Raw genomic sequence first — 1,541 nt, forward strand, 5'->3', positions numbered from 1 at the left:
CGGGCACCACACCACGAGCCTGCGCACGGGCGCGCCGGCCGCGAAGTCCTCACCCGGCATGGCCGTCCTCCGGTACCGAGTGCAGCGGAGGCCGACCCTGCGCGGCGGAATCCGGCGAACCCGCACGGTCCGGAAGCCGCCGATCCGGCGCGACCGAACGGTGCTGCCTCCCGGGCAGTCCCGAGCAGCCCGGCTGCTCACTCCTGCCGGGCCGCCGCTCCGGCGAATCGGGGCGGTCCGGCGAATCAGTGCGGTCCGGCAGGTCGCGGATCTCCGCGTCCAACCGCTCCGCGGCGGAGCCGTTCCGCCCCGGCAGCAGCAGCCTGCACGAACGCGGCCGGGAAGCCGCCCCGCGCCCGCCCGCGCGCACGGTTATCTCCCGCTCGCGCAGGTGCCCGTGCCCCTGCCCGAGGCCGCGCCAGCGCGCCTGCGTGCAGTCCAGCCGCACCTCCGCCCCCGGCCAGGGACCGAATGGCAGCAGCACCGCCCCGCGGTGCCGCGCGCGGGCGGACAACCGGCGGGCGTCGGCGTCGGCGGGCAGGCCCGGACGTCCGACCACGACCAGGTCCACCCCGTCCAGCAGGGCGGCGATCACCGAAACCGGGTCCCCGCCCGGCTGCGGCACCAGCGCCAACCGGTCGAGGTCCACACCCATCTCGGCCGCCGCGGACAGGCCGAGGCCGGGCAATCCCACCACGGCCGCCCACGACCCCGCCGAAGTCGCCTCGGACAGCAAGGCCAGCAGCAGCGCGGTCGAGTCCTGCACCGCCACCGTGCTGCCACGGCGCAGGCCCGGCCATGGCAGCACGGTGGCGAGTTCCGCCCGCACCGGCAGTTCCCGTCCCGCAACGGGACCACCGTTCACCTCGGTGGCAGCGGAGTCCACGGACACCCCGTTCGCCGTGGTCACCCCGTCCAACGCCACCAAAGGCGTGCTCGCGGACATCTGCTGCCTCCCCACTTCGTTCGCCCGGCACCCGACCCCGCATCGAGCACCCAACCGTCCGCTGTGGGGAGACAGCGGTGAGGTCGCGCCGCCTGCACCCGAACGGCACCACCTCAAGGGGCGGTCGCCCCCCGACGGCGACCACTCCCGAGTTCTTTCCAGTTCAACGCCTCCGGGCCACCCGACCCGGATCACCCGCTCCGACGCACCGCGCCGGTCCAACGCTCCGGCAGTCGCCTCGGCACCACCTCGATCCGTTCCAGTTCCCCGGGAGCACTACCGCCGCAGCGACCGAGTCCCCGACCTCGCCGATCGCTCCGGCATCCGCTCCACCGCGCCGGTGGAGCCGTCTCGCTCGGGCGGCCCGCAGGGAGACCGGCTCGGCGAAGACCACCCGGAACGAGATCGAACCTTAGTTCGACTTGATTAAGTAAACCCTGGACACGGGCTTGCCGTCAAGGCTTTCACCGGAAAGAGCGAACACGAGTTCGAAAACCCCAGGTCGCCGCTCCGACCGCCCGGGCCCGCCGCGCTACCCATGATGCGCCCGAGCACCGACAAGATCGACTTCTTCGCGGCGGAGCGCCTGCGCGCC

General features: G+C 73.8%; 1 protein-coding gene. It reads right to left on the reverse strand.

The window, feature by feature from the left end; translation table 11 throughout:
- Nucleotides 1-49: 49 nt before the first annotated feature.
- Nucleotides 50-946 (reverse strand): hypothetical protein, encoded by an 897-nt coding sequence (locus tag IJH84_RS10085; protein ID WP_367269005.1) that lies wholly within the window; start codon nt 944-946, stop codon nt 50-52.
- Nucleotides 947-1,541: the final 595 nt, after the last annotated feature.

The sequence above is a fragment of the Saccharopolyspora sp. genome (assembly GCF_017434145.1).
Classification (GTDB): domain Bacteria; phylum Actinomycetota; class Actinomycetes; order Mycobacteriales; family Pseudonocardiaceae; genus Saccharopolyspora_C; species Saccharopolyspora_C galaxeae.

Coding starts and splice junctions, on each gene's coding strand:
- IJH84_RS10085 (WP_367269005.1), bottom strand. CDS start 946: ATGTCCGCGAGCACGCCTTTGGTGGCGTTGGACGGGGTGACCACGGCG.